Source organism: Gordonia rhizosphera NBRC 16068 (assembly GCF_000298195.1).
Taxonomy (GTDB): domain Bacteria; phylum Actinomycetota; class Actinomycetes; order Mycobacteriales; family Mycobacteriaceae; genus Gordonia; species Gordonia rhizosphera.
This window is the reverse complement of sequence record NZ_BAHC01000229.1, coordinates 1-20,630: the sequence shown is the minus strand read 5'-3', so window position 1 is coordinate 20,630 and position 20,630 is coordinate 1. Positions and strand designations below refer to the sequence as shown.

Here is a 20,630-nt window from a genome sequence, read left to right as displayed (position 1 = left end):
CCGCTGGTACGGGCGCGGGGCCGCGGACTGCAAGGGCAATATCGCGGTGCATCTCGCGGCGCTACGGGCCCTCGACGGCGACATCCCGGTCAACGTCAAGATCATCGGCGAAGGGTCTGAGGAACAGGGCACCGGCGGAATCGAGAACTTCGTGCCCCGCAACCCCGACCTGGTCCGCGCGGACGCGATCCTCGTCGTCGACACGGGCAACTTCGCCGTCGGCCGACCCAGCCTCACCAAGAGCCTGCGCGGCATCGCCAACGTCGTGGTCTCGGTGGAGACCCTCGGCTCGGCCATGCACTCGGGCATGTTCGGTGGCGCCGCGCCCGACGCGCTGGCCGCGTTGATCGTCATGCTCGCCTCGATGCGCGACGCGAAGGGCAACACCACCATCGACGGACTCGACGCGTCCACGACCTTCGACGGTGTCGACTACCCGGCGGAGGTGTTCCGCACCGACGCCACCGTGCTCGACGGGGTCGACCTCATCGGTTCGGGTGGCGTGGCCGACCGGGTCTGGGCGCGCCCGGCGGTCACGGTCCTCGGCATGGACTGTCCGCCCGTCGTCGGGTCGTCGTCGGCGGTGGTGCCGCGGGCGCGGGCACGGGTCAGCCTGCGGGTGCCCCCGGGGATGGACTCGAAGGTTGCGCAGGACGCCCTGATCGACCATCTGACCGCGGCCGCACCGTGGAATGTGAAGGTGTCCTTCGAGCGGGAGTCGATCGGCTCACCCTTCGTCGGCTCCACCGAGGGGCCGGCGTACGACTCGATGATCGCGGCGATGAAGGGCGCCTACCGCACCGACGACGTACTGCTGATGGGGCAGGGCGGGTCGATCCCGCTGTGCAACGTCTTCGCCGACACCTTTCCCGACGCCGAGATCATGCTGCTCGGCGTCGAGGAGCCGCAATGCCTCATCCACGCGCCCAACGAGAGTGTCGATCCGAGCGAGATCGAGAACATGGCGATCGCCGAGGCGTCATTCCTGAAGGAGTATGCGTCGCGGGCTCGTCGCTGACCGTCAGACCGTGCAGAGGGGTGAGTAGTCGGAGCGACCACCCGTTGTCGGGGAGATGAGGAAGGTGCAGGAGTTGTACCCCACCGACTCCACCTTCCCGCGCAGCCGACGCAGCTCGGCGTTCGACACCGTCTTGTCACGCGAGAGCAGGAAGCCCGAGAAGCGGGTGGGATCCCCGACGATCGCGTACCTGTACGGCGCGGTCGGGCTGTCACCGTCCTGCAGCCAGGCGACGATGTAGTTCGGGGTGTCGCCGGAGTCCAGAGTGTTGGGGACGAACGGGAACTTGACCGCGAGCTGTGCATTGGTCACCGGGTCGAGGACGATGGCCTTGCCTTTGATGCCGTCGAGTTGTCCGGTCGGGGAGGTGCACCGGTTGTCGACGCCGATCGTCCTGTCGTCGATCCGCGTGTACGTGGCGTTGGTGTCCTTGGCGCAGCGCACGCCGAAGAACGACGGGACGGTCGCGAGCTGCCACCAGGTACCCAGATAGCGGTCGACGTCGAGCTTGGGCACCGGCGCGAGCGGCGCGGCCGATGCGGGGGCGGCCGTGGCGACGAGCGTGGCGAGCGCGGCGGCGAGGGCCACGAGAACGGTGATCAGTGGACGGGTCGTGCGGGTGTGACGCATGCGGGCGGCTCCGTTCGCTGGATGTACAGATGCCAACGATTCGGAGCCGCCCGAGAACCGGATGGGTGCTCAGATCAGAAGTCACCTCGCGAGGGCTTCCACGTGGCGACGGCCCAGATGACGATCAGGTCGAGCACGATGATCAGGATCGCCCACAACGGGTACCACGGCATCCAGAGGAACTGCGCAATGATCGACAGCGACGCGATGATGATCGCCGAGATCCGTGCCCAGTCCGCGCCGACGGCGAGACCACCCGCGACGAGGATCGCGATGATGCCGAGGATGAGATGAATCCATCCCCACGTCGTGAGGTTGAACTGATAGATGTAGTCCTTGCCCACGACGAAGATGTCGTCGTTGGCCAGTGCGGCGATGCCCTCGAAGACCGCGACCAGCCCGGCGACGAACAACAGGGCGGCCGCCACGATCGAGATGCCGAATGCGAAGCCCTCCTTGGCGCCGGCCTCGGCCTGTTTGTCGATGTCGCTCATGAGAAGTCGTCCTTTCGTGAGAGGTCGAAATGGTACGAGCGTGTGAGATGGTGCACTTTGAGTATCGAGGTCGAGCCACGCGAATGCGACATAACGGCCGACACGAGCCGGGAATTGGGGTCCAACGTCCCGCCGCACCACGGTCGATCGGCCTGAACTGGGTCCTGACCAGGCGATTTAGTGTCACGTGGGTCCGGGGGGTAAGCTATCGCAGGTTGCACACGGGGTGTGGCGCAGCTTGGTAGCGCGCTTCGTTCGGGACGAAGAGGTCGTGGGTTCGAATCCCGCCACCCCGACGCTAGGTTGAGATAGCAGAAGAGGCCCTGACCAGGAGAGATCCGGTCAGGGCCTCCTCGTTTCTCTGGGGGACGATCATGCGCCATGCAACAGATTTTGCAGATAGGTCATGCCAGCATGGCGTCAAACCGGTCCGCCGCGGGCGTCGCCGCCGCGCTTCTCGCGGGCGAGTACGACCGGGTCGTTGGGCCCCGTCACTAGACGCATCGGGTGCTACGTTTTGAAGAGCCAGCGGTCGACGGTGTCAAGGGGGACTATGCGCTACTTCCGCGACGAGATCCGCATCGAGGCACCGGTCGAACGCGTCTGGGCGGTCCTGTGCGACCGGTCGCGTTGGAAGGAGTGGGCGCCACGGAGCGAGTTCTCCGACTTCAGTGGCCCGGTCGACGAGGTCGGGACAACGTACGCCGACACGACCCGCCTGATGGGCTTCACTTTCAGGATGATCACTGAGGTCGTTGAGGTGGAACCACTGAGGCTCTATCACGAACACACCGACACCGGCCCGGTGGACACGAAAATCCGGCTGCAGCCTGAGGGTGACGCGACGCGTTTGGTCGTGGAGTCCGACTGGGAGGTCGCCGGCGTAGCCGGCAAGATCCCGGGCTTCCTGAAGTACCCCATCGCCAAGAGGGTGGGCGAGCGGAACTGGCGCCAGATGCTGGCTCGCCTCAAGTCGCTCGCCGAGGCCGAGGTCTCGGAGCAGGAGTAGCCCGGAATCAGACCACATCTCGACCACCTAACCTTGTCGATCGAGGCTGGAGGCAAGCCGCTATGGGTTCGGGCTGGACCCGGTCGGCGGGCTGTCGGGCGAGACCTCCACTTCTCGCTTGATCTCGGCCAAGACCTGATCCACGTAGTGCGCATGTCCCTGTGCCTTCGATGCGACCAGGACCGACAGTCTCTCCAGCAGCGGGACGGGCGAGGTGACCGACGCTGTGAAGGTGAGGCGAGTACCGGTCTGCACAGGTTCCAGGATGAAGGTCTCGACCGTCTCGAGTCCCATCGCGTGCCTGTACACCAGACGCTGGTTGAGAACGGACTGCTCGCACGTCGTGGTGCCGTGCACCTCGTGGTGCAGGGGACCGATCCCGATCGTCGTGGTCCACGCGTAGGAGGTGGTGACCCCGTCCTCGTTGATGTCGCGATCACTGATCACGACGCGGCGGATCGACGGCACAGACTGCATGAGCTTCTCCAGGTCGGAGACAAAGGCATAAACCCGCTCGACAGGGGCGTCGATCTCGATGCTTCTGCTTGTCGTCAATGTGGTCACCATCGCTCCCTTCAGCCTGCCGACGGCGCGAGCGTCCGCTCTGCCTTCATTCAAGGAACCTCGTGCACCGACGGCAAGCACGAATGGCCCAAATCGCGCGTTCGAGGCAGGGCCTGGCCAAACACCGTCAACTCGGCATGGACGGCTGGACAGAGCCGCGTGATGGCAATCGCACCATCAGCGGCATAGGGTTCTGGACAAGACCTTTGGAGAGGATGCGCTCCCCTGACGCGGTCCGATACGAGGATCTGATGCATGTCTGTCGGGAGGACTACGGCGATGGCAGTTGAGACGATCCCCAACGCTCGTCCGCAGTATTCGGTTCGTTACTCCGACGAGGACAACGAGTGGTTGGCGACCACGCCGACCTATCCATCACTGTCGTGGCTCGCCGGAACCCCCGAGGAGGCCCTTGCCGGGCTGCAGCGGCTGATCGACGAGGCGCGGAGCGAAATTGCTCGGGAGCAGGCTGCGCACTGAGGGCTCGCAGAAGCCAGTTTGTTCCGCAGCGTGGCCAACGGCCCGACCCCGACCACCGAGCCGGATGTAGCACCTACGCTCGACGGCATGGACCTCTCGCCACGGACCGCGTCTCGGGTGACGGCCGCCGCGCTGGCCGGGATGGGTGCCTTCCAGGCGGGCCTCGCCGCGGGCGCACCCTGGGGGCCGTTCGCCTACGGCGGCACGCACCCCGGACGCCTGCCGACCACGCATCGACAGGTCAGCGCCGGTGCCGCCGTGGGCTACATCGCCGGTGCGATCTTCATCGCGGTACGACGCGGCGATCCCGTGGTTCAGCGACGAGTGCTGACCGGTGTCACCGGGTTCATGGCGGTCGGCGCCGCACTGAACCTGGCGTCCCGATCCCGCGCGGAGCGGTTGTGGAGCCCGGTGTGCGCGGCCACGGCGCTGACCGCGTGGCGGGCCCGCGACGGCTTCCCTGCGAGGTCTCGCACCCTCAGGCCGGAACGGATTCGCTGACCGGCGCCGGCGTGTACTTCTCCCGGTGGATGCTGCGTCCGGGCATCCGACGACGTTTGCACGCCTTCACCCCGGCGTCGACCATCGCGGGCGGACCGCACAGGTAGGCCGAGAAACCGCGCAGCGAGTCGAAGTCCTCGACCAAGACGTCGCCGACGTAGCCGTGCCGGCCGAAACCCTCCTCGCGACTCAGACACGGTGTGTAGTGCACACCCGGATGCCGGTCGGCCAGCGACTCCCAGAACTCGACGTCGTAGAGGTCGGATCGATACCGGACCCCGTGGTAGAGGTGGATCTCCCGTTCCGGGTCGAGCTCGAGTGCGTGGAGTGCGATCGACTTCAGCGGGGCCAGCCCGGTGCCGCCGGCGAGCAGGATCATCGGCCCGTCTGCATCGGCGTCGTGCACGAAATCACCCCAGGGCCCGCGCATCTCGACGGCATGCCCCTCGGCCAGGGAATCGAAGATCCAGCCGTCGGTGGCCAACCCGCCGCCCACGCGGCGGACATGGAACTCGAGGTGGTCGTCGCTGCGCGGAGGATTGGCCATCGAATACTGGCGCACCTCGCCGGTCCCCGGGACGGTGATCTCGACGTACTGTCCCGCGGAGAACTCCAGAGGGTCGTCGAGCCGGACGGTCAGTGCCACCGTGTCGTCGGCGACCTCGCGGATCTCGTGGACCTTTCCGGTGAGATCGCGCAGCACGTGGCGGGGACCGCACCCGGCGTCGAGCGGAACCTCGATCTCGACATCCGACTTGGGAGTGGACTGGCAGGCGAGGACGTATCCGCTCGTTTGCTCGTCGGCCGAGAGTACGGTCTCCGACGGCGTCGGCTGTTCGACGATGCCGCGCAGCACCTTCACCTTGCAGGTGCCACAGGTGCCCTGATTGCACGAGTTGGGCAGGTAGACGCCGTTGCGGAGGAACGCGTCGAGCAGGCGCTGGTCGCCGGCAACCTCGACGGTCCGCGGGTCCGAACCCGCCACCTGAACGGAATGGACGCGGTCCATCGTCACACCTCCCACGTCACGTGCAGCGAGGTCGGGCCGCGGAAACCCCAGCCCCAGAACTCGACGTCACTGCTGGTATCCCGTTCGAGATTGGGAATCGAGTCGAAGAGCTCCTCGAGACCGATCCGGCACACGTGATTGGCGAAGTAGATCCCCGCGCAGGCGTGGTTGCCGGCACCGAACGCCAGATGGGGGAGCGGCGGGCGCGTCAGGTCGTACTCCGAGGGTGCCTCGTACACCGCGTGGTCGTGATTGGCCGAGCCGTAGGACATCAGGACGACCGAACCTGCCGGCAGCGACACCCCGGCGACCTCGACGTCGGTGGTGCTGATGCGCGCGGTGGCCGACCAGATCGGTGACGTCCAGCGCATGCCCTCGGAGATCGCCCGGGGGATCAGACCGGGTTCGTCGACCACCTGCTCCATCTGTTCGGGCTGGGTGAACAGGCCCACCAGCGTCGACGCCATCGCATGACCGGGCTCCTGCATCGCGCCGAGCAGATAGACGAACAGGGTCGGGTAGATGTAGTCGCGGTCGCGGGTCTGCCCCTCGGGCATGCCGTCGTGCAGCCAGTGGCTGATCGCACTGTCGTCGGGGTTCTCGATCCAGTTGTCGATCAGCGGGTCGACGATGGCCCGGATCTCGGCCTTCGCCTCGTCGCCCTCGCGGAAGCCCTCCGGATTGGTGAACTCGCCGTTCTCGTCGACGCCCGCGTTGGTGAACGATCGCGACAGTTTGTGGAACCACTCGCGCAGCTTGTCCGAGCTCACCGACTGCAGCCCGAGCAGGTCGCCGAGCGCCCGCACCGAGACCGGCTCGCAGTACTGCTCGACGAGTTCGGCATGGCCGGCGTCCTCGAACTCCTCCAGGTAGCGCCGCGCGATCGGCCGGACCAGGTCGTCGATCCACCGGTCGACCTCCTGCGGCTGCAGCGCCGGGTCGACCATCGAGCGCAGGTCCTCGTGGATGGCACCGTTGACGCCGATGACCGCGGGATGGCCGAATGTGCGGCCACCGGCCTTGGTGATGATGGCCTCGAAGTCGCCGCTGGTGGCGATCTCGCGGCAGATCTCCGCGGTGCTCGCCACATACGACCCGAGCACCGGCACGTACGCGAGTGGGGCCTCACGACGCAGCCGCTCGTACACGGGGTACGGGTTGCGTTCGAGTTCGGTCATGGTGATCTCGTCGAGCCAGGAAAGTGTGGTGGTCATCGCGTCTGCTCCTTCATCGGTCGGGCAACGATGTCGTCAGACACTAGGAGCGATGCGGCGCGGCATCGATACCGATTGCGCGGAGGCGGCACCGATTGCGCGAGGAAAATGTGATCTGTATCGCTCACTTGTGCAGGATTGAGGTAGAACACAATCAGAGCCGACGTCGGTGTTGGAGCCGAACGCGGCACGGAAGGACCGAGAGACCGCGCACTGATGACCACCTCGAGACAACTGGTCGGCACCCGCGACTGGGATGCCGCGCATCGCGCCGTGGCCGACGTGTACTTCCCGCACGAGCTGACCGCGCTCGACGAGCCGGAGAAGGTGAACCTGAGCCTGCGGACGGTGGAACTCGGCGGCGTCACCATCGGGCGCATGTCGTGGGGAACCGCAGTGTCCATCGCGTGTGAATACCCGGGCGCCTACGAGGTCAACATCCCGCTCTCCGGTCGCCTGCACTCGCGCGCAGGCGACGGCGAGATCGTCTCACGGCCGGGGTTGGGCACGATCTTCGCTGCCGGCCGGGCGTCGCTGATCACCAACTGGACTGCTGATTGCCAGGTGATCGGCGTGAAGTTCGATGCCGAGCACCTCGAGCGGGAGGCCGACCGCATCCATCTCACGCCGATTCGTCGGCGGCTGTCGCTGCCGGATCAGCTCGACGTATCGAGCGCCGCGGGTGCGTCGTGGCTGAGCCTGGTGACAGCGCTGTCCGCGCAGCCCCGCGACCCGGTCGACCTCCTCGCGAACCCGCTCGTCGGTCCGCAGCTGGCCAGCGCCGTGACGACGGCGTTCCTGCTCGCGGTCACGCCGGATGACGCCGATTCCGACGGGCAGTTGCGGCCGGGGATGGTCAAGCGAGTCCTCGACGCGCTCAACGACGATCCGGCGCATCCGTGGACGTCGGCCGAGATGGCAGCACTCGCCGGGACGAGTGTGCGGCGCCTGCAGGAAGCCTTCGCGGAGTTCGTGGAGACCACACCCACCCGCGCGCTGGCTGACATCCGGCTTGACCGGGCCCGCGACGACCTCGCGCGCGGCCACGGCACGGTGGCCGACGCAGCGGCGAGGTGGGGGTTCTCCAGTCCCAGCCGATTCGCCGCGGCGTATCGGCGGCGGTACGGGGTCAGCCCGTCACAGGTGTTGCGGCACTGAGCTTTTGAGGATCGACTGGTGAGGTGCAAAGGGGCACACAGTGACCGAATCAATCATCGAACGCACCGACGGCGCCGTCCGACTCATCGGGATCAACCGGCCGCAGGTACGTAATGCCGTCGATCGCCGGACCGCCGATGCTCTCACCGACGCCTTCCGACGATTCGACGCCGACGACTCGGTGGCGGTGGCGGTGCTCTTCGGCGAGGGCGGAACCTTCTGCGCCGGAGCCGATCTCAAGGCGATCGCCGCCGGCGATCCGAATCGGACCGACGAGGACGGCGACGGGCCCATGGGGCCGACGCGCATGCGCCTGTCCAAGCCGGTCATCGCGGCGGTGTCCGGTCACGCGGTCGCGGGTGGTCTCGAGTTGGCGTTGTGGGCGGATATGCGGGTCGTCGATGATGACGCCGTCTTCGGGGTGTTCTGCCGACGATGGGGTGTGCCGCTCATCGACGGCGGCACCGTGCGCCTGCCCCGACTCATCGGTGAGAGCCGGGCGATGGACCTGATCCTCACCGGCCGGGCCGTCGGGGCGGCCGAGGCGCTCGACATCGGTCTGGCGAATCGGGTTGTCCCGAAAGGATCTTCGCTGGCGGAGGCGGTGCGACTGGCGGCCGAGATCGTGCAGTTTCCGCAGACCTGTCTGCGGAACGATCGGCTGTCGGTGCTCGAGCAGGCGGGCGTCGACGAGCCCGCCGCGATGCGTAACGAATTCCGGCACGGACTGCGATCCCTCACCGCCGACACCATCGCCGGCGCCCAGCGTTTCGCCGTCGGCGCGGGACGTCACGGGGCCGCGCACTGAAAGGCCGGCGACGTCGCGCAGACATCGCCGGCCCTCGTCACGTGGGATCGGTTGGTCGGTCGGGATTGGTCAGTCGGTTTGCCAGGTGGCGACGGCCCAGATGATCAGCAGGTCGACCGCAATGATCAGGATCGACCACCACGGGTAGTAGGGAATCCAGAGGAAGTTCAGGATGATCGATAGCGACGCGATGATGATCGCGGACACTTTCGCCCAGCCGGCGCCGACGAACATCCCGAACGCCACCAGGACCGCGATGACGCCGAGGATGATGTGGATCCAGCCCCACGACGTCAGGTTGAGCTTGTAGACGTACTGGGGTCCGACGACGAAGAGGTCGTCCTTGGCGACGGCCGAGATGCCCTGGAAGAAGCCGAGGACGCCGGCGACCAGGAGCAGCGCCGCCGCGGCGATCGTGGTGCCCATCGCGAATCCCTGTTGAACGGGATGCTCGTTCCGTGTGGTGGACATGGCATACCTTTCTCTCATGGGCGCGCGTGTAGGTGACGCTTCGCCTCTGGAGGAATTCTGGCGATCCGCAACGTCCGCGCGCATCGTCCGTAGCGGATGAATGCGTGAGGGGAAACGGGTTCACGCGACCGCGCTACGGTGGAATCACGATGCCGGTGAATCCAAGCGAGGACGGTGGTCACGATGAGCCTGGCGGCTCGCCTGTTGCAGACCCGATGGTTCGTCCGGGCGCCGATCGGGATGTTCCGGGCGCGGCTCGGGTTCCTGTTCGGTGGGCGGATGCTCCTGCTCGAACACGTCGGGCGCAAGTCGGGGAACGTTCGCTACGTGGTCCTCGAGACCGTCGACCGTCCGGCCGACGATCGGGTCATCATCGCCTCGGGCTTCGGGGAGCATTCCCAGTGGTTCCGGAACCTCCAAGCCGATCCGCACTGCCATGTCTCGATCGGGTGGTCGCATCACCGGCCGGCCACCGCCCGGGTCATGGATGCCGACGAGTCGGCGACGGTGATCGACGGCTACCGCACCAAGCATCCGAAGACCTACGACAAACTGTCCGCGGTCATGGAGGAGTCCGCCGGACTGACGATGGATGAAGTGCCTCTGGTGGAACTCTCGATGTCGTGAGTGATCCCCGGTCGGCGCCGCTCACGGAACGCCGAGTTGATCGGCGAGTTCGAGCAGATCTCTTGCGTGCAGGTCGTTCTCGTCGGAGTGGGGGATCTGCATGCTCGGGACGCCCCACTCCATCGGCCGTTCGATGAACGCGGTGCGCAGGCCGAAGGACCGCGCGGCGTCGAGATCGTTCTGGTGGGCGGCCACCATCATCACCTCGGCCGGGGTGGCCTCGAGGAGATCGGCGAGCCCGCAATAGGTTTCCCGGGCGGGTTTGTAGTGCCGCCACAGATCGGACCCGCCGAGTACGTCCCAGTCGAAACCGTTGTGCTTGGCCATGTCGACGAGCAGCGCGACGGTTGCGTTGCTGAGAGCGGCGACGATGAACCCGCTCTTGAGCCGGCGCAGCCCCGGCGCGGCATCCGGCCAGCCGGGGATCGTGCGCCAAGCGCACACCAGACGCCGCGTCTGGTCGGTGTCGAGGTCGACACGAAACATCGCGGCAGCCGCGTGCAGCGTCTCGGTCTGCAGGTCGTCGAGCCGCCGCCAGGGCAGGTCGCCGGATTCCACCTGCGCCAGGATGGGCGCGTACCGGCGGCGCCATTCGCGGGCGAACTCGCCGGCATCCACCCCGGGCACGGTCGCGGCCACCGCCGCGGAGATCCCGGAGAACCAGTCGGTCACCGTGCCGAAGGTGTCGAATGCCAGGACACGCACACCGTCGACCGTTGCCATGCGAGCGTGCAAGCCCGGTCAGTTCGGTTCGCTGGCCAGCTGCGGCAGCGAGTGCGCCTCGTCGAACTCGGCGTCGCCGTGCGAGACCGGGGTGAGCGTGAGCAGGCTGGCCTCCGGGCGGCAGCAAAACCGCGCCGGGGCGGTCGGCGATGTGCCGAGACCCGCGCTGACGTGCAGTTTCATCGTCGAACCCCAGTTGGACACACCCTTGACCCGGGACCGGTCGATCTCGCAGTTGGTCACCAGGGCACCGAAGAACGGCAGACACAGCTGACCACCATGGGTGTGTCCGGCCATCACCAGGTCGTAACCGTCGGCGGCGAACCGGTCGAGCACGCGGGGCTCCGGCGAATGGGTGAGCCCCAGACGCAGGTGCGCCAGCGGATTCGGGCGGCCCGCGATGGTGTCGTAGCGGTCGCGTTCGATGTGCGGATCGTCGACGCCGGCCGCGACCACCCGCACGCCACCGACCTCGAGTTCGCGCACCGTGTGCGTCGCGTCGAGCCAGCCGCGTTCGGTGAAGGCGGCGCGCAGATCCTGCCACGGCAGCGGGTCACCGTGCTTGCGCTCGTGATGGGTGTCGAAGTACTGCAGCGGGTTCTTCAGCCGCGGACCGAAGTAGTCGTTGGAACCGAACACGAACAGGCCCGGCCGTGACAGCAGCCCGCCCAGCGACTGGATCACCGCAGGCACCGCTTGCGGGTGGGCGAGGTTGTCGCCGGTGTTGACGACGAGATCGGGTTCGAGCGCCTCGAGTTCGGACACCCAGGCCTGCTTGAGCCGCTGACGCGGGGTCATGTGCAGGTCGCTGATGTGCAGCACCCGCAGCGGGGCCGTCCCCGGCTCGAGGACGGCCAGGGTGCTGTGGCGCAACGTGAAGGCGTTGCGTTCGATCACCGTCGAGTAGACCAGTCCGGCGGCCGCGAGGCCCGCGAGACCGCCGATCGTGCGTATGGCCGCCGCGGAACTCAGCCCTGTCTGCGTGACCCGGCCAACGAGGGCGTTGTCGACGTAACCCATCCACTCAGGATACGCAACCGGGCGCCCTTCGTGGCTCGCTGCGCTCGTACCTCGGGGATCGGTTGTGGTTCGCGTGGTCAGCCGGGTAGCTGGATGACGACCGGTCCGACGCCGGGCACCTCGACGGTGGTCTCGGTCTGTCCGGGTTGCTCGTTGGCGGCGCGTCGTCCGTTGCTGACGTAGATGGTGATCACGCTGCCGGGCATCGCGGAATCGGATGGGGCGGTGAACACCACCGTGCCCTGGGGCCGGCTGCTGTCCACATCGAGCTGATTCACGGTGAACCCGGAGGCCTGCAGGCGGGCCGTGGCCGCGCTCGCCGTCAGGCCGCTGACCTTGGGGATGCGGCCGGCGTTGGTGCCGCGCATGTACCGCGGATCCTTCGGCGGCAGCTTTACCGGACCGAACTTGGTGGCCACCGGCTTGATCGCCTGATACCAGGTGCGCGCGGGTTCCATGCCGCCGTAGAGGTTGCCGTCGTAGCACTGGCGCAGCGGGCTGCTGCAGATGCCGGTGGGGTTCGGGCCGTCGTTGTACACGTAAGACGAGCCGGCGATGTTATTGGTGAACCCGATGAAGGCCGACGAACGGTGTGCCTCGGTCGTGCCGGTCTTACCCGAGACCGGGAGCGTCCAGCCCGCCGAACCGGCGGCTCCCGCCGACGTGCCGCCACCCTTGTCGTCCTCGCTCAGGGCGTTGGCGAGGGTGTTCGCCAGGCCTTCCTCGACGACCTGCTCGCATTTCGGTGCGTTGAACGGCACCGCCGTCAGCGCGACCTGACCGTTCTCGTCCATGACCGGGTTGCCGTACTGGTCACGCTTGATCCGGCTGATCGACTCGATCGGATTGGGCGGACACCAGGTGCCGCCCGACGCGAGGGTCGCGGCGACGTTCGACAGTTCGAGGCCGTTGATCGGCAGCGGACCCAGCGTGAACGAACCGAAGTTACCGTCCTTTACGTACTGCGCCATGCTCTTGTCGCCGTAACCCGACGAGCCCGGCACGGTGTAGGACCGCAGGCCCAGGCGGACCGCCATGTCCACCGCCGGCTTGACGCCGACCTGCTGCAGCAACTTGACGAAGGCGGTGTTGGGGGACTGGGCCAGCGCCTGGGTCACCGACATGGTCGCCGGATACTTGCCGTCGTTCTTGACGCAGTACGACTCGGCGGGGCAGCCGTTCGCGCCGTCGCTGTTACCCATGCCCTGCACCGCGATGAAACCCGGCACCGGGATGTTCGACGCGACGCCGAGACCCTTCTCCATCGCTGCGGCCGTGGTGAAGATCTTGAACACCGAGCCGGCGCCGTCGCCGACCATCGAGAACGGCTGGGGCTGGACGGTCTGGTTCCTCTTCTGGTTGAGGCCGTAGACGCGGCTGGAGGCCATCGCGAGGATGTCGTGCGATTCCTTGCCGGGCTTGATCGCGCTCATCACGTCAGCGACACCGTCGGCGTTGGGGCTGGCCTGCGTGCGGACGGCGGTGAGTGTGGCCTTCTGCACCTCGGGATCGAGCGTGGTGCGGATGATGTAGCCACCGCGCATGACGGTGTCGCGGGAAATGCCGTTCTCGGCGAGGAACTGCAGTGCGTAGTCACAGAAGAAGCCGTTGTTCCTGGCGGCGATACAGCCCTGGGTCGGCAGATTCGGCTGTGGCAGCACACCGAGCGGCTTGGCCTTCGCCGCCTCGATCTCCGCGCGCCGAGCCGGGAAGTTCTCGATCATGGTGTCGAGCACGGTGTTGCGGCGGTTCTTCGCGGCTTCCGGGTTCGTGTACGGGTTGTAGCCCGAACTCAACTGCACCAGACCCGCGAGCAGCGCGGACTGTTCGAGATTGAGGTCCTTGGCGTGGATGCCGAAGTAGGTCTGCGACGCCGCCTCGATGCCGTAGGAGTTGTTGCCGAACGGGACGACGTTCAGGTAGCGGGTGACGATCTCCTTCTTCGCCTCCTGCTTGGCCTGCGCATCGGAGAGACCCTTGTCGCGTTTGGCCTGATCGATCAGCGACTGCTCCATCGTCAGTGCCATCCGGACCTCGCGCAGTTTACGGGCCGGGGTGGTCTCGACGGCGGCCTGCCGATCGGCCTCGGTGCGGGCGAGCACCAGCAGTTGATAGTTCTTGATGTACTGCTGGTCCAGAGTCGACGCACCCTGCTGAACCTCGCCCGACGACGAGTTCTTCAGGGCGGCGCGGATCGTGCCCTTCCAGTCGACACCGTCGTGTTCGAGGAAGCGACGGTCCTCGATCGAGATGATGGCGCGGATCATGTCCGGCGAGATGTCGTTGTAGCCGACCTGGTAGCGGTACTGATCGTAGAGCAGCGCGATCGGCTGACCGGTGGAGTCGGTCATCGTGGTGACCTCGGGCAGCGTGCCGTTGAGTAATTCCGACGACACGTTCTCGACGGCGGCCGCGGCGCGATTGGACGCCACGCCGAAACCACTGGCCACCGGATACAGCATGCCCGCGACCAGCACACCTGCGAGCAGACATGCGCCACCGAGGGACCACAGTTTTTTCGACTTCCCCACACGCACAGGATACGTGCCGTCACGACATCGGCCCTCAAGTGCGGCCGCCGCGGGGTTGCGATCGCGTCTCGATGTGCCTGACCTGTGCAAATGCGGCGAGTTTGGACGGTGGTGCCATTTTCTTGGCCCCAGGGGTTGCGCGCGCATGCACAGATCCATAAATTGAGTGCAGAATGTGACTCACTTAACACTCCGTTCATGATGTGAACCGCGCGCGGCGCGGCGGCGCCCAGGACCAGTGTGGATAGATGATTCAGGTGGGTGCATTCACCGTTAAGACGTCTGGGTGGCGTGACTCGCGGAACCCGGGCGAGACATAACGACAGACAGGGGTCGGCGGATGGCGATGGCGGCAGTTTCCACCGGAGAAGATGCTCGATTGATGTGGGTGTCACAAGCACGATGCCGGGGAGGAAACCCCGACGACCTGTTCGTTCGCGGAGCGGCTCAGCGTAAGGCCGCGACAATCTGTCGACACTGCCCCGTGCAGCTCGAATGTGGCGCCGATGCCCTCGACAACCGGGTGGAGTTCGGGGTGTGGGGCGGCATGACCGAGCGTCAGCGCCGTGCCCTGCTCCGACAGCATCCCGAGGTCACCTCCTGGGCGCAGTTCTTCGACGCCCAGCGGCGCCGGCACCGCATGGACGCAGTGTGATCTTCCGCGACGAACAGTCGTAGAACGACGACGATGGCCGATCCGATCCGGATCGGCCATCGTCGCTTTTCGTGGGTTTCGGTCGTGGGTGTCAGCCGCGGCTGGTGATCTGCTCGGCCACCGCGCGCAGCGCGACCGCGTCGGCCACCTCGAACGGCAGCGACGGCACCCCGACGATCGGCACCGTCGGATGCGACGCGGTGAAGCGTTGCAGCAGGTGCAGCTCGCGTTTGCCGGTGGCGGCCCGGTCCGCGTGGATCTCGAGCACCCCGCGGGTCAGGTCGTCGTCGACGTTCTCCAGCGCCGCGCGTGCTGACGACTCCGAGATCGATGTCAGGTTGGGGTGGGTGCGGTTGAGGATGAGGCCCGAGAGCGGCATGGCCTCCTCCGACAACCGGTCGACGAAGAACGCCGCCTCCCGAAGCGCATCCGGTTCGGCCGCCGCGACCACTGCGAACTGTGTCCCGGGCTGCTTGAGCAGGTCATAGGTCTTCGTCGCACGGTCCTGGAATCCGCCGAACATCGAGTCGAGGGACTGGACGAAGGTGGCGACGTCCCGCAGCATCTCACCGCCGATGATCGTCGACACGCCCCGCATCGCGAGGCTCATCGCCCCGGTGACCATCCGGCCGACGCCGCGGCCACCGCCGACGAGCACCTTCATCAGGCGGCCCGACAGGAACGAACTCATCCGTTGAGGTGCGTCGAGGAAGTCGAGTGCGTTCCGCGACGGCGGGGTGTCCACCACGATGAGGTCCCAGTGGTTGCGCTCGATCAGCTTGCCGAGCTTCTCCATCGCCATATACTCCTGCGTGCCGGAGAACGATGACGCCATCGTTTGGTAGAAGGAGTTCTCCATGATCGCCGTCGCCCGGTCGGGCGTCGAGTATTCGAGGACCATCTCGTCGAAAGTACGGCGCATGTCGAGCATCATCGCGTCGAGAGAGCCCTCGCCGAATCCGCCGTTGATCTCGACGGGCTGCGGGTCGTTGGTCAGCTCCGACATCCCGAGCGACTGCGCGAGCCGTCGCGCCGGATCGATGGTCAGGACGGCGACGGTCCGCCCCTGCTCGGCGGCGTACATCGCCATCGCGGCCGCGGTGGTGGTCTTGCCGACGCCGCCCGCGCCGCAGCAGATCAGCACGCGGGTCGCCGGGTCGGTCAGCACCGATCCCATCTTCAGGTCGAGTGGCATGACTCAGGCACCTGCCTTCTGCAAGAGGTTGGCCAGTTCGTAGACCCCGCCCAGATCGACGCCGTCGCCGAGCGTGGGCAGTTCCAGGGTCGGCAGCTCAACGTCGTCGAGCTGTGCCTTCGCGACCTGCTGGGCCTGCAGCCGCGTCGCATGCTCGATGGTCTCGGTCAGCAGGCCGGCGAAATCCCGGTCCGACACATGCAGACCCGCCTCCGAGAGGTGCTCGAGCACTCGGGCCGCGTCGATCGAGCCCTCGGCGATGTCGTCGATCGATCCGGGCGGCAGGTGGGTCGGGCTGACCCGATTGATGATGAGGCTGCCGATGGTCAGGTCCTTCTCGCGCAGTTCGTCGACGGCCTCGATCGTCTCTTGAATCGGCATCGCCTCCAGAAGTGTGACCAGGTGGACGACGGTGTCCTCGGAGTGCAGCAGATTCACCACGCCTTCGGACTGGCTGCGGATCGGTCCGGTCTTGGCGAGGTCGGCCATGGCCTTGGTGACGTCGAGGAAGTTGCCGATCCGGCCGGTGGGCGGGGCGTCGACGACGACCGCGTCGTAGACCCGCCGACCCTGCTTGTCGGTGTGGATGATGCGTTCCTTGATCTTCCCGGTCAGCAGGACGTCCCGCAGGCCGGGTGCCACGGTGGTGACGAAGTCGATCGCGCCGATCCGTTTCATCGCCCGGCCCGCGAACCCGAGGTTGTAGAACATGTCGAGGTATTCGAGGAGGGCGTGCTCGATGTCGATTGCCAATGCCGAGACCTCGCCGCCCCCGGACGCCGTCGCGATCCGCGTGTCCGTCGGCGGCAAGGGCGGGATATCGAATAATTGTGCGATGCCTTGTCGGCCTTCGCATTCCACCAGCAAGACCTTTTTCCCGTCGGCCGCCAGAGCCAGCGCGAGCGCTGCGGCGACGGTGGTCTTACCGGTTCCCCCCTTGCCGGAGACGAAGTGCAGTCGAGCTCGTCCTGCTGTGTCCGGCCATTCGTTGGTGTGCCCGGCCTCCCCGGACGGTGTTTCATTCACCACGGCATCACCATATCGACAACCGGGCACCCGCTAGTCTGAGTCCATGACTGAAGTCACCGCGTGGGAGTACGTCACGGTGCCCCTGCTGACGCATGCCACCAAGCAGATCCTCGATCAGTGGGGCGCGGACGGGTGGGAACTCGTCAGTGTCCTGCCCGGTCCGACCGGTGAGCAGCACGTCGCCTACCTCAAGCGCCCGAAGGGATAGAACGATGGCAGGAACCTGGTCGCAGCGGCTCGCCGAACTGGGCATCACGCTGCCCTCGGTCGCCAAGCCGGTCGCCAGTTACGTTCCCGCGGTGCGCAGCGGGAACATGGTCTACACGTCCGGGCAGCTGCCGATCATCGACGGCAAGGTCGACTTCGTCGGCAAATGCGCTGAGGGTGCCGAAGGGTTGGTGTCCCCGGACCAGGCGAATCTCGCGGCCCGGCACTGCGCACTCAACGCGCTCGCGGCGATCGACGCCCTCGTCGGCATCGACTCAGTGGTCCGGGTCGTGAAGGTGGTCGGCTTCGTCGCGTCCGCTCCGGGGTTCACCGGTCAGCCGACGGTCGTCAACGGTGCGTCGGATCTGTTGGGTGAGGTCTTCGGTGAGGCCGGTGTGCACGCCCGGTCCGCGGTCGGTGTCGCCGAACTGCCGTTGGGGGCGTCGGTGGAGGTCGAGATGATCGTCGAGGTCGCCTGATCCCGTAGTGGACGTTGCCCTGCTGGTCGCGGCGGCCGCCGCGGCCGGGTGGGTCGATGCCGTGGTCGGTGGCGGCGGACTGATCCTGATCCCGGCCCTGCTGATCGCTTATCCGGGTCTGGCGCCGGCGACGGCGCTGGGCACCAACAAGCTGGCCGCGGTGTTCGGCACGTCGTCGGCGGCATTCGCCTTCGCCCGGCGACTCGCCGTCGACCTGCGGCACCTTGCCCCGGTCTTCGCCTGCGCCGTCGTGTTCTCCGGGCTCGGCGCGTACACGGCCTCCCGGTTGCCCGCGCGGGTGTTCACCCCGATCGTGTTGTGCCTGCTGGTCGCGGTGGGTCTGTTCGTCGCGTTCAATCCCGGTTTCGGTGCGGGCGCGCGGGTGTCGCGCCCCCGGTGGTCGGTGGCCGCCGGCTACGTCGGTGCGGGCGTGGTGATCGCGTTCTACGACGGGCTGATGGGCCCCGGGACCGGAACCTTTCTGATCATCAGCCTGACCGCGCTGGTGGGCACCGCGTTCCTGGAGAGCTCGGCGATGGCGAAGGTGATCAACACCGGCACCAATCTGGGTGCGCTCGCGGTCTTCGCCTGGCAGGGCAACGTGCTGTGGATGATGGGTATCGGGCTGGCGGTGGCGAACGTCGCGGGTGCGCAGCTCGGGGCGCACATGGCGATCGGGCGGGGCAGCGGCTTCGTCCGGTGGGTGCTGCTGGCGGTCGTGGTGGTCATGGTGGGGAAGCTCGGATACGACCTGCTGAACTGAGATCATCGAGCGGGCCGGGCCGGCTTCAAACTAGCGCTGCCGCAGGCCGGGTGAGGTGGGGCGGTAGTGTCGGAGACCATGACCGACGACGGAAGTGATGCTCCGACTCCGGCCCACCCCGCCTACGGCGTCGTGCGTGAGGTCACGCCGTTCGCGTCGGTGCTGCTGTGCGACAACCCGGGTGTGATGGAGCTCGACGGCACCAACACCTGGATTCTGCGGGCACCGGACAGCCCCGACTGCGTCATCGTCGATCCCGGGCCGCCCAAGCACAAGCATCACGTCCGCAAGATCGCCGACGAGTACGACGTGTCGATGATCCTGGTGACGCACCGCCATCACGACCACACCGGCGGGATCGACCGGCTGCACAAGAGCACCGGGGCGCCGGTCCGGGCCCGCGCGAAGCGGTTCTGCCGCAATGCGCGTCCGCTGCACGACCGCGAGGTCATCGACGTCGCGGGCCTGCGGATCAGGGTCCTGTTCACCCCCGGCCACACCGGCGACTCGGTCAGCTTCCTGGTGGACTGCAACGGCACGCACGCGATGATCACCGGCGACACCATCCTCGGGCGCGGCACCACGGTGCTCGACCCGAGCGACGGCAGCCTCAACGACTACATGAACTCGCTCAACCGGCTCATCGTCGAGGGCGACGGGTGCACCCTGCTTCCGGCGCACGGTCCCGACCATCCCGACCTGATCCCCGTCGCACGGTTCTACAAGGCGCACCGCGAGGAACGGATCGACCAGATCCGGGCCGCACTGGCCGACATGGGCGTCACCCCGCAGCGCGCGAAGCCGATGAAGGTGGTCAAACGCGTCTACTCCGACGTGGACAAAGAACTCTGGCCGGCCGCACGGATGTCGGTGAAGGCACAGTTGGAGTACCTGCGGCACAACAGCTGACGGCCACCCGCCCGGCCGGCCCCGGTGGTTGCTCGCCGGTCGGCTACTTGCTGATGATCACCTTCAGCGCGTGCTCGTCGGCGGCGTTGGCGAAGGTGTCGTAGGCCTTGTCGAACTCGTCGAATCCGAATCGGTGCGTGATGAACTTCTCCGGGGCGATCTCGCCGCGCCGGATTCCCTCGAGCAACTCGGGAGCGGTGGTCGCATTGACCAGACCGGTGGTGATCGTCAGGTTGTTGATCCAGTCCCGTTCGATCGGGAACTCGACACTCTCGCCGTGAACGCCCACGTTTGCGACGTGCCCGCCCGGTCGGACGGAGTCGAGCGCCACCCCGAAGGTGACCGGGAGGCCGACCGCCTCGATCGCGACATCCACGCCGAGCCCTCCGCGGCTGCGCGCGCGGAGCTCGGCGACGACATCACCGCCGGCCGCGACGTCGATGGTGTCGGTGGCCCCGAACTCGCGCGACTGCTCGAGCCGGAACTTGTTGGCGTCCACCGCGATGATCGACGCGGCCCCGGCCGCCGCGGCGGTCATGACCGCAGCCAGGCCGACCGGGCCGACCCCGACGACCGCGACGACGTCACCGCTGGAGACGGCACCGTTGAGGACGCCGATCTCGTAGCCGGTGGGCAGGATGTCGCTGAGCATCGTGCCCTGCTCCGCGGTGACGCCCTCCGGTAGCGGGATGAGCCCGTTGTCGGCGAACGGCACCCGGACGAACTCGGCCTGTGTCCCGTCGATGAGGTGGCCGAAGATCCAACCGATCCCGCCCACCGTCTGGCAGTGCGAGGTCAGCCCCGCGATGCAGTACTCGCAGGTGCCGCACTTGGTGATGCAGGAGATGATGACCCGGTCACCGACCTTCACCTTCTCGCAGGCGGGTCCGACGGCGGTGACGACGCCGACGCCCTCATGACCCAGAACCCGGCCATCGGTGACCGCGGGGACATCCCCTTTGAGGATGTGCAGGTCGGTCCCGCAGATCGTCGTCGTCTCGACCGCGACGATCGCGTCGGTCGGGTCCTTGATGACCGGGTCGGGCACGTCCTCCCATGCCCTGCGACCTGGTCCGTGATACACGAGTGCCTTCATCTGCCTGTCCCGTCCGCCGTCGTTGCCATGCCATGGTCGA

General features: G+C 67.0%; 24 protein-coding genes and 1 tRNA gene. 13 read left to right on the top strand and 12 right to left on the bottom strand.

From position 1 onward, the window contains the following. A partial coding sequence (locus GORHZ_RS27260) for a M20/M25/M40 family metallo-hydrolase (RefSeq protein WP_006338937.1) occupies window positions 1-1,018 on the top strand: 1,018 nt, incomplete at its 5' end. Between the two features lie 3 nt (window positions 1,019-1,021). On the opposite strand, the gene GORHZ_RS27255 is transcribed toward GORHZ_RS27260, so the two are convergent. Both GORHZ_RS27255 and GORHZ_RS27250 read right to left on the bottom strand, forming a co-directional pair. Next, window positions 1,022-1,648 carry a lipocalin family protein gene (locus GORHZ_RS27255; protein ID WP_006338935.1) on the bottom strand — a complete coding sequence of 209 codons (627 nt, stop codon included), beginning with the start codon at window positions 1,646-1,648 and terminating at the stop codon, window positions 1,022-1,024. A gap of 74 nt (window positions 1,649-1,722) precedes the next feature. Next, the gene (locus GORHZ_RS27250; protein WP_006338934.1) at window positions 1,723-2,142 is read right to left on the bottom strand and encodes a DUF7144 family membrane protein; all 420 of its coding nucleotides are present in this window, start codon (window positions 2,140-2,142) and stop codon (window positions 1,723-1,725) included. Between the two features lie 222 nt (window positions 2,143-2,364). Here GORHZ_RS27250 and GORHZ_RS27245 point away from each other — a divergent pair. Together GORHZ_RS27245 and GORHZ_RS27240 are read left to right on the top strand one after the other, a co-directional pair. Continuing rightward, window positions 2,365-2,438: transfer RNA gene (locus GORHZ_RS27245), tRNA-Pro, on the top strand. A gap of 221 nt (window positions 2,439-2,659) precedes the next feature. Further along, window positions 2,660-3,151 (top strand): SRPBCC family protein, encoded by a 492-nt coding sequence (locus tag GORHZ_RS27240; RefSeq protein WP_157205378.1) that lies wholly within the window; start codon window positions 2,660-2,662, stop codon window positions 3,149-3,151. A 60-nt stretch (window positions 3,152-3,211) separates the two neighbouring features. Here GORHZ_RS27240 and GORHZ_RS27235 read toward each other — a convergent pair whose 3' ends face one another. Then, complete coding sequence (locus GORHZ_RS27235) at window positions 3,212-3,718, bottom strand: SRPBCC family protein (RefSeq protein WP_006338927.1); 507 nt, start codon at window positions 3,716-3,718, stop codon at window positions 3,212-3,214. A 276-nt stretch (window positions 3,719-3,994) separates the two neighbouring features. Here GORHZ_RS27235 and GORHZ_RS27230 point away from each other — a divergent pair, with 276 nt between their 5' ends. Then, complete coding sequence (locus GORHZ_RS27230) at window positions 3,995-4,195, top strand: hypothetical protein (RefSeq protein ID WP_157205377.1); 201 nt, start codon at window positions 3,995-3,997, stop codon at window positions 4,193-4,195. An 87-nt stretch (window positions 4,196-4,282) separates the two neighbouring features. Continuing rightward, window positions 4,283-4,696: a hypothetical protein gene (locus GORHZ_RS27225; RefSeq protein WP_051999106.1), complete on the top strand. Its 414-nt coding sequence runs from the start codon at window positions 4,283-4,285 to the stop codon at window positions 4,694-4,696. On the opposite strand, the gene GORHZ_RS27220 is transcribed toward GORHZ_RS27225, so the two are convergent. Next, entirely contained in the window at window positions 4,674-5,705 is a 1,032-nt protein-coding gene (locus GORHZ_RS27220) for a 2Fe-2S iron-sulfur cluster-binding protein (protein ID WP_006338924.1), read from the bottom strand. The genes GORHZ_RS27225 and GORHZ_RS27220 overlap by 23 nt on opposite strands. Window positions 5,706-5,707: 2 nt before the next feature. Next, on the bottom strand, window positions 5,708-6,919 hold the full coding sequence (locus tag GORHZ_RS27215) for a cytochrome P450 (RefSeq protein WP_006338923.1): 1,212 nt from the start codon (window positions 6,917-6,919) through the stop codon (window positions 5,708-5,710). 216 nt (window positions 6,920-7,135) lie between these two features. Between GORHZ_RS27215 and GORHZ_RS27210 the strand changes: the two genes are divergently transcribed. Both GORHZ_RS27210 and GORHZ_RS27205 read left to right on the top strand, forming a co-directional pair. Continuing rightward, on the top strand, window positions 7,136-8,077 hold the full coding sequence (locus GORHZ_RS27210) for an AraC family transcriptional regulator (protein ID WP_006338922.1): 942 nt from the start codon (window positions 7,136-7,138) through the stop codon (window positions 8,075-8,077). 40 nt (window positions 8,078-8,117) lie between these two features. Further along, window positions 8,118-8,885, top strand: a complete 768-nt coding sequence (locus tag GORHZ_RS27205; protein WP_006338920.1) for a crotonase/enoyl-CoA hydratase family protein — start codon at window positions 8,118-8,120, stop codon at window positions 8,883-8,885. A gap of 69 nt (window positions 8,886-8,954) precedes the next feature. Here the strand turns inward: GORHZ_RS27205 and GORHZ_RS27200 are convergent, their stop codons facing one another. Then, window positions 8,955-9,356, bottom strand: coding sequence for a DUF7144 family membrane protein (locus tag GORHZ_RS27200; protein ID WP_006338919.1), 402 nt, complete (start codon window positions 9,354-9,356; stop codon window positions 8,955-8,957). A 183-nt stretch (window positions 9,357-9,539) separates the two neighbouring features. Between GORHZ_RS27200 and GORHZ_RS27195 the strand changes: the two genes are divergently transcribed. After that, entirely contained in the window at window positions 9,540-9,983 is a 444-nt protein-coding gene (locus GORHZ_RS27195; RefSeq protein WP_006338918.1) for a nitroreductase family deazaflavin-dependent oxidoreductase, read from the top strand. 21 nt (window positions 9,984-10,004) lie between these two features. Here GORHZ_RS27195 and GORHZ_RS27190 read toward each other — a convergent pair whose 3' ends face one another. The 3 genes from GORHZ_RS27190 to GORHZ_RS27180 all read right to left on the bottom strand — a co-directional run bounded on the left by GORHZ_RS27190 (window position 10,005) and on the right by GORHZ_RS27180 (window position 14,257). Continuing rightward, window positions 10,005-10,706, bottom strand: coding sequence for a haloacid dehalogenase type II (locus GORHZ_RS27190; protein ID WP_040533803.1), 702 nt, complete (start codon window positions 10,704-10,706; stop codon window positions 10,005-10,007). A gap of 18 nt (window positions 10,707-10,724) precedes the next feature. After that, window positions 10,725-11,726, bottom strand: coding sequence for a metallophosphoesterase (locus GORHZ_RS27185; RefSeq protein WP_006338916.1), 1,002 nt, complete (start codon window positions 11,724-11,726; stop codon window positions 10,725-10,727). Window positions 11,727-11,803: 77 nt separating this feature from the next. Next, window positions 11,804-14,257, bottom strand: coding sequence for a penicillin-binding protein (locus tag GORHZ_RS27180; RefSeq protein ID WP_040533800.1), 2,454 nt, complete (start codon window positions 14,255-14,257; stop codon window positions 11,804-11,806). 340 nt (window positions 14,258-14,597) lie between these two features. Between GORHZ_RS27180 and GORHZ_RS27175 the strand changes: the two genes are divergently transcribed. Next, window positions 14,598-14,912, top strand: a complete 315-nt coding sequence (locus GORHZ_RS27175; protein ID WP_040533799.1) for a WhiB family transcriptional regulator — start codon at window positions 14,598-14,600, stop codon at window positions 14,910-14,912. Between the two features lie 91 nt (window positions 14,913-15,003). Here the strand turns inward: GORHZ_RS27175 and bagB are convergent, their stop codons facing one another. Both bagB and bagA read right to left on the bottom strand, forming a co-directional pair. Further along, entirely contained in the window at window positions 15,004-16,107 is a 1,104-nt protein-coding gene (gene bagB, locus GORHZ_RS27170) for an ArsA family ATPase (RefSeq protein WP_006338909.1), read from the bottom strand. Window positions 16,108-16,110: 3 nt separating this feature from the next. Continuing rightward, complete coding sequence (gene bagA / locus GORHZ_RS27165; protein WP_006338908.1) at window positions 16,111-17,136, bottom strand: ATPase BagA; 1,026 nt, start codon at window positions 17,134-17,136, stop codon at window positions 16,111-16,113. Between the two features lie 43 nt (window positions 17,137-17,179). Here bagA and sp36 point away from each other — a divergent pair, with 43 nt between their 5' ends. From sp36 to GORHZ_RS27150, 4 genes are all read left to right on the top strand, one after another. Next, complete coding sequence (gene sp36 / locus GORHZ_RS30625; RefSeq protein WP_006338906.1) at window positions 17,180-17,344, top strand: Sp36 family protein; 165 nt, start codon at window positions 17,180-17,182, stop codon at window positions 17,342-17,344. A 4-nt stretch (window positions 17,345-17,348) separates the two neighbouring features. Next, window positions 17,349-17,822: a RidA family protein gene (locus GORHZ_RS27160; RefSeq protein ID WP_006338905.1), complete on the top strand. Its 474-nt coding sequence runs from the start codon at window positions 17,349-17,351 to the stop codon at window positions 17,820-17,822. A gap of 7 nt (window positions 17,823-17,829) precedes the next feature. Beyond that, complete coding sequence (locus GORHZ_RS27155) at window positions 17,830-18,585, top strand: sulfite exporter TauE/SafE family protein (RefSeq protein ID WP_006338902.1); 756 nt, start codon at window positions 17,830-17,832, stop codon at window positions 18,583-18,585. Between the two features lie 78 nt (window positions 18,586-18,663). Further along, window positions 18,664-19,494, top strand: a complete 831-nt coding sequence (locus tag GORHZ_RS27150; protein ID WP_006338900.1) for an MBL fold metallo-hydrolase — start codon at window positions 18,664-18,666, stop codon at window positions 19,492-19,494. A 43-nt stretch (window positions 19,495-19,537) separates the two neighbouring features. On the opposite strand, the gene GORHZ_RS27145 is transcribed toward GORHZ_RS27150, so the two are convergent. Further along, window positions 19,538-20,590, bottom strand: coding sequence for an alcohol dehydrogenase catalytic domain-containing protein (locus tag GORHZ_RS27145; protein ID WP_006338898.1), 1,053 nt, complete (start codon window positions 20,588-20,590; stop codon window positions 19,538-19,540). Between the last annotated feature and the right edge of the window lie 40 nt (window positions 20,591-20,630).

Coding starts and splice junctions, on each gene's coding strand:
- GORHZ_RS27255 (WP_006338935.1), bottom strand. CDS start 1,648: ATGCGTCACACCCGCACGACCCGTCCACTGATCACCGTTCTCGTGGCC.
- GORHZ_RS27250 (WP_006338934.1), bottom strand. CDS start 2,142: ATGAGCGACATCGACAAACAGGCCGAGGCCGGCGCCAAGGAGGGCTTC.
- GORHZ_RS27235 (WP_006338927.1), bottom strand. CDS start 3,718: ATGGTGACCACATTGACGACAAGCAGAAGCATCGAGATCGACGCCCCT.
- GORHZ_RS27230 (WP_157205377.1), top strand. CDS start 3,995: ATGGCAGTTGAGACGATCCCCAACGCTCGTCCGCAGTATTCGGTTCGT.
- GORHZ_RS27225 (WP_051999106.1), top strand. CDS start 4,283: ATGGACCTCTCGCCACGGACCGCGTCTCGGGTGACGGCCGCCGCGCTG.
- GORHZ_RS27220 (WP_006338924.1), bottom strand. CDS start 5,705: ATGGACCGCGTCCATTCCGTTCAGGTGGCGGGTTCGGACCCGCGGACC.
- GORHZ_RS27215 (WP_006338923.1), bottom strand. CDS start 6,919: ATGACCACCACACTTTCCTGGCTCGACGAGATCACCATGACCGAACTC.
- GORHZ_RS27210 (WP_006338922.1), top strand. CDS start 7,136: ATGACCACCTCGAGACAACTGGTCGGCACCCGCGACTGGGATGCCGCG.
- GORHZ_RS27200 (WP_006338919.1), bottom strand. CDS start 9,356: ATGTCCACCACACGGAACGAGCATCCCGTTCAACAGGGATTCGCGATG.
- GORHZ_RS27195 (WP_006338918.1), top strand. CDS start 9,540: ATGAGCCTGGCGGCTCGCCTGTTGCAGACCCGATGGTTCGTCCGGGCG.
- GORHZ_RS27190 (WP_040533803.1), bottom strand. CDS start 10,706: ATGGCAACGGTCGACGGTGTGCGTGTCCTGGCATTCGACACCTTCGGC.
- GORHZ_RS27185 (WP_006338916.1), bottom strand. CDS start 11,726: ATGGGTTACGTCGACAACGCCCTCGTTGGCCGGGTCACGCAGACAGGG.
- GORHZ_RS27175 (WP_040533799.1), top strand. CDS start 14,598: ATGGCGATGGCGGCAGTTTCCACCGGAGAAGATGCTCGATTGATGTGG.
- bagB (WP_006338909.1), bottom strand. CDS start 16,107: ATGCCACTCGACCTGAAGATGGGATCGGTGCTGACCGACCCGGCGACC.
- sp36 (WP_006338906.1), top strand. CDS start 17,180: ATGACTGAAGTCACCGCGTGGGAGTACGTCACGGTGCCCCTGCTGACG.
- GORHZ_RS27160 (WP_006338905.1), top strand. CDS start 17,349: ATGGCAGGAACCTGGTCGCAGCGGCTCGCCGAACTGGGCATCACGCTG.
- GORHZ_RS27150 (WP_006338900.1), top strand. CDS start 18,664: ATGACCGACGACGGAAGTGATGCTCCGACTCCGGCCCACCCCGCCTAC.
- GORHZ_RS27145 (WP_006338898.1), bottom strand. CDS start 20,590: ATGAAGGCACTCGTGTATCACGGACCAGGTCGCAGGGCATGGGAGGAC.